At 32.8% G+C, this 4,631-nt stretch carries 4 protein-coding genes and 1 tRNA gene; 2 read left to right on the top strand and 3 right to left on the bottom strand.

The window, feature by feature from the left end; all coding sequences use genetic code 11:
• Positions 1 to 424: 424 nt before the first annotated feature.
• Both TPPER_RS01285 and TPPER_RS01280 read left to right on the top strand, forming a co-directional pair.
• Entirely contained in the window at positions 425 to 1,015 is a 591-nt protein-coding gene (locus tag TPPER_RS01285) for a hypothetical protein (protein WP_186787055.1), read from the top strand.
• Positions 1,016 to 1,030: 15 nt separating this feature from the next.
• A complete protein-coding gene (locus TPPER_RS01280; protein ID WP_099336956.1) occupies positions 1,031 to 1,543 on the top strand; it encodes a shikimate kinase in 513 nt (170 codons plus the stop codon).
• Between the two features lie 22 nt (positions 1,544 to 1,565).
• Here TPPER_RS01280 and rsmD read toward each other — a convergent pair whose 3' ends face one another.
• The 3 genes from rsmD to pnp form a co-directional block, all read right to left on the bottom strand.
• Positions 1,566 to 2,147, bottom strand: a complete 582-nt coding sequence (rsmD, locus tag TPPER_RS01275) for a 16S rRNA (guanine(966)-N(2))-methyltransferase RsmD (protein WP_099336955.1) — start codon at positions 2,145 to 2,147, stop codon at positions 1,566 to 1,568.
• 99 nt (positions 2,148 to 2,246) lie between these two features.
• Positions 2,247 to 2,329 (bottom strand) — tRNA-Leu (locus TPPER_RS01270).
• Between the two features lie 10 nt (positions 2,330 to 2,339).
• Entirely contained in the window at positions 2,340 to 4,421 is a 2,082-nt protein-coding gene (pnp, locus tag TPPER_RS01265) for a polyribonucleotide nucleotidyltransferase (protein WP_099336954.1), read from the bottom strand.
• Between the last annotated feature and the right edge of the window lie 210 nt (positions 4,422 to 4,631).

The following is a 4,631-nucleotide window of genomic DNA, read 5'->3' as shown; positions in this document are numbered from 1 at the left end:
GTAACAGCAGCAAGGAAGCATATCAAGAAGTCCTAATAATATGTGCTAACAGAAAGAGGGGGGGAAAGAGCCTGATGGTTGTCCGAACCTAACCAATAAGAACATCTGAAGTATCCTGAAGTCTCTTTTGCCTCTGTGTTATGATGTGTTGGTCTTGACTGGGGTATCTGCTTATGACTAACCTAAGCTACATATATTAATGCATTAGTAGAACCAAGTTAGAAGTAGTTAGACATAAGATATCCATAAAGGGGAACAGCTTCTACTAGACAACCATAACCACCTCCCCATAGTGGATCTAACGCACCTAACACTCCTAACAGCTAGCTCCTCTACATCATATTACCCTACCGCATTATCCATTAACAACCATATATTAAAAGAATACCTAACAAAAGCCCCATATAAACAACCACAACTATCTATGCCTATTATAGATACTCTTTTGTTAGAGTTAGGAACCCCATTAAATAACATTAGCTGCCTTTCTTTTAGTAATAACTATGGCAGCTATTCTGGCATAAGGGTATCCATAGCTATATCTCAAGGACTATCTACATATATAACTCTACCTTTAGTTAATAGCTCTACCTTAGAAGCCTCTACCCTATCATGGTTCGGTGATAAAGCCAAACAGCTATTAGCTATATACTCTAATGAAGAGCTAACTATAACAAGCTACCATAAGAACAATATTACCTTAATAGCAAAGTGGTCTAGAAGAATTAACCCAAACTACCTTAAAACCTTCTTTAAGATTCTATATATAGAAGCTGAACAATATAAAGAATATGTAATAGCTAGTAATATTGATATTTCTATATATATGGATGCTAGCCTTGACCTAAGAACTATCTATATATATAAGAACATATTATTAACAACTAAAAGCCTGTTACCAATAGCCACCTATACTTTTATCAAAGGTGGCTCATTACTGTCTGATCAAGTGAATCCAACATACGTATTTGATATCTATAGGAACCCCTATTGTATTAGCTATATTATAAACTAACCCAACCGTATTTAAATGAAAGAACTAATAAACATATCTTTAGTAGGACTAATGGGTTCTGGTAAAACTACGATAGGTTCCTTCTTATCTAAACAGCTAAACATATTATATATTGATTCAGACATAACCGTAGTGACTAACTATAACACAGATATTGTGTTAATCTATTATATAGAAGGAGAACATTCTTTTAGAGCTAAGGAAGAAATCCTAATTGAACCTATTCTAATAAAACCTAACTCTATATTAGCTACTGGTGGTGGGTCTGTATTTCATATATACGTATGTAAGTTCTTATTAGAATCTAATATTACGTTATGGTTTAAGTTAGATGTTAAAGAACAATCTAAAAGAGTAGCTTCTAATAAAAGGCCTTTAACATTGTCTATTAGGAGCTGTCTATATATTATATTAGAACATATATTAAAAGAAAGACATAAGCTGTATCTTAAGGTGTTTAATATAGTATTTAATGTTAACATAAAAAGCTATATGCTAATATTGAATAAGGTTTGTTGGTTAATGTAGCTATAGAAATAGTGGTTATCTCTTAGCTTCTTATATATAGCTTATATGATATCTTATATGTGGTTTTAGACATATATACTATCCAGCTTTTGGGAACACTATAGGTTGATTGGCTTATCTCAGTCTCAATATATATTATGGAGTTATGTGATAAGTAGTTAAAGCTTTCTAGTAGCTCTATGGTTTTAGATACCATTCCTTTGAAATATGGAGGATCAATAAAAACTATATCAAAAGGTTTAGGGTTGTTAATATTAGATAACCATTCTAAAGCACATATATTAACTAAGCTTATATTGTTTATCTTCAGTCTATTTATGTTATGTATCAAGCTATTGTAAAAGCTAACGTTAGACTCCAAGAATGTAACATTTAACGAATATCTTGAAATAGCTTCTATGCCTAATCCACCACTGCCAGCAAAGCAGTCTAAACAATAATAACCTTTTGCTAAAGAATCTAACCAACTAAATAAGGTCTTTCTAGTTCTATTAGTAGTAGGTCTTAAGTTGTAATCATTGTTTATAGTTAGGTTAGTCTTTTTAAGCTTTCCACCAATGATATGTACTTTATTATCTCTTTTAGTACGTATGTTATAGTTCATAGGGGAAGCTTCTCCGCTCGTAGTATGGTCTTAACTGGAATTGGTATTGTATCTATTATATTTAACAGCTGTTGTAAACCATAGGAGAGTGGTAGATCCTACCGAAGATCGGAGTTGAACCGATAAACCTATAAGGTAGCTAGTTTTGAATTAGATGCGTTTACCAGTTTCACCACTTCGGTAGGTCCTGAACTATAAAGACTTACCTGCTTCTTTTATGCTTAGCTTTACTTTACCAAAACGATCTATATCTAGAACCTTAACTAATACTTCTTGCCCTATGGATAAATGGTCAGTAACATTAGAGATATAGCTATTAGAGATATGAGATATGTGAACAAACCCTTCTTTATAGACGCAATATATAACATAAGCTCCGAACTCAACAATACGAATAACTTTACTTGAATAAGTGTTTCCTATTTTGATATCAGAAGTAAGCTCTTTTATTTTAGTTAAAGCAATGTTCACCATATTATCATTAGAAGAGTATATCGAAACTATACCCGTTTCTGAGATTTCTATATTAGAGTTAGTTTCAGTTATTAAGGCTTTTATTATTGATCCTCCTTTCCCAACAATGTTTTTGGTTTTATCAGGCCTTATCTTGACTGTGTATACTTTTGGAGCATATACACATATATTCTTTCTAGAGGAGTTAATAGTATTATTCATCATGTTTATAATATAATATATAGAAGCTCTAGATTGTTTTAAGGCTAGGTCTATAATGGTTTTATATACAGGCTCTCGTATCTTTATATCCATTTGAATAGCAGTTATACCAGCATTTGTACCTGAAGCTTTTAAGTCCATATCTCCTAAATGGTCTTCATCACCTATAATATCGGAGAGCAATATAAAGCTATTGGGTTCTTTTATTAGTCCTATAGAAACACCTGCTACTGGGGAACCTATATCTATTCCAGCATCCATTAATGCTAAGGAAGCACCACATACAGAAGCCATTGAAGAAGAACCATTAGACTCAGTTACCTCGGATACAATTCTAACAACGTATGGGAATGCTTTAAGCTCATCCATAATAGGAAGTAAGCTACGTTTTACCAACCAACCATGACCAACCTCTCGTCGCTTTGGACTACCTATTATACCAGCTTCCCCAACACAAAACGGAGGGAAGTTATAATGTACTAGAAACCGATCTATGCGTTCGTCTTTTAGGTCATCTACATACTGTGCATTTCGTTGGTTCCCTAAAGTAACGGTAACTAATGCTTGAGTCTCTCCTCTAGTAAATAAAGCAGATCCATGCGCTCTAGGTAAAAGCCCAATACGAAAGGTTAAGTTACGAACTTCTTTTATAGAACGACCGTCAATACGAGATTCTTTCTTTAATATATGTATACGCATTATAGCTCTTTCTAAACTAATTACTATATTGTGTATTCTAGAATCAGTTATGCTATTTAAGATATCATTCTTAGAAAGAGCTATAGAAGAAAGATGGTTCTTCTTGTTTGTATGTTGATATGTTTCATATATGCGGAGCTCTGATAAGGCTGTTACTTTAGTTAATAGGTATGTATGTCCTATATTAGAACCATAGTATTTATGCAAACATCTTTTATTACATATTCTTTTAGATAGGTCATTAATATTATTAACTACTAGCTGTTGTTCTTTGTATCCAAATAGAATGGCCTCTAGTACTTGTTGTTCATTTAAAAGCTTTGTTTGAGATTCGACCATAAGTATTGAGCTTGAGTTACCAACAACTATTAAGTCTAAGCTGTTTACTGGTTGTTCAGTAATATCAGAAACTAATACATATTTACTATTAACATAGCAAACCCTTGCAGCTCCTATCGGTCCATTAAATGGAAGTCCTGATATACTAAGAGCTGCTGATACCCCTATTAAAGAAACTATATCAGAAGTAACTTGAGGATTTAAAGATAAAACAGTAGCAACTATTTGAACTTCAGTTAGGAATCTATCTGGAAATAAAGGCCGTATCGAACGATCTATTAAACGAGCTATTAGTATTTCAGACTCACTAGGACGTCCTTCTCTTCTATAAAAGCCACTTGGAATTCGACCAACAGCATATGTACGTTCTTGATAGTTTACAGTTAATGGGAAGAGCTCCTGAGAATGCTTTATATGTTTAGAATATACAGCTGTTACTAAAACTATTGTATCGCTCATATTAACTAATACAGAAGCGTCTGCCTGTTTAGCTATTACGCCTGTTTCTAAGATAACATCATGTTTACCATAGCTAAATATATGTTTGGTTGGTCTTATCAATATAATATCCTTAGTGCAGTTTAGTTAATAGTTATTATATTATATGCTAAATAAACCTAACTCTAATATGTAGTTAACCCATAGATATATGGTTCATCAATATATACGCTAGTCTCAAAAGAGATCAAAAGAATACTCCCAACTTCCTCTATAGATACTATAATAACCATTAGTAGATAAGAGCTCTAACATCCTAATAAGACTGTCCTT

It is taken from the genome of Candidatus Tremblayella phenacoccinincola (assembly GCF_002682985.1).
GTDB lineage: Bacteria > Pseudomonadota > Gammaproteobacteria > Burkholderiales > Burkholderiaceae > Tremblaya > Tremblaya phenacola_C.
The sequence above is the reverse complement of the archived record's forward strand: the minus strand, read 5'-3'. Positions and strand labels throughout refer to the sequence as shown.

Bases quoted from the DNA above. Each gene is read 5' to 3' on its own strand.
- TPPER_RS01285 (WP_186787055.1), top strand. From the start codon at position 425: ATGCCTATTATAGATACTCTTTTGTTAGAGTTAGGAACCCCATTAAAT.
- TPPER_RS01280 (WP_099336956.1), top strand. From the start codon at position 1,031: ATGAAAGAACTAATAAACATATCTTTAGTAGGACTAATGGGTTCTGGT.
- rsmD (WP_099336955.1), bottom strand. From the start codon at position 2,147: ATGAACTATAACATACGTACTAAAAGAGATAATAAAGTACATATCATT.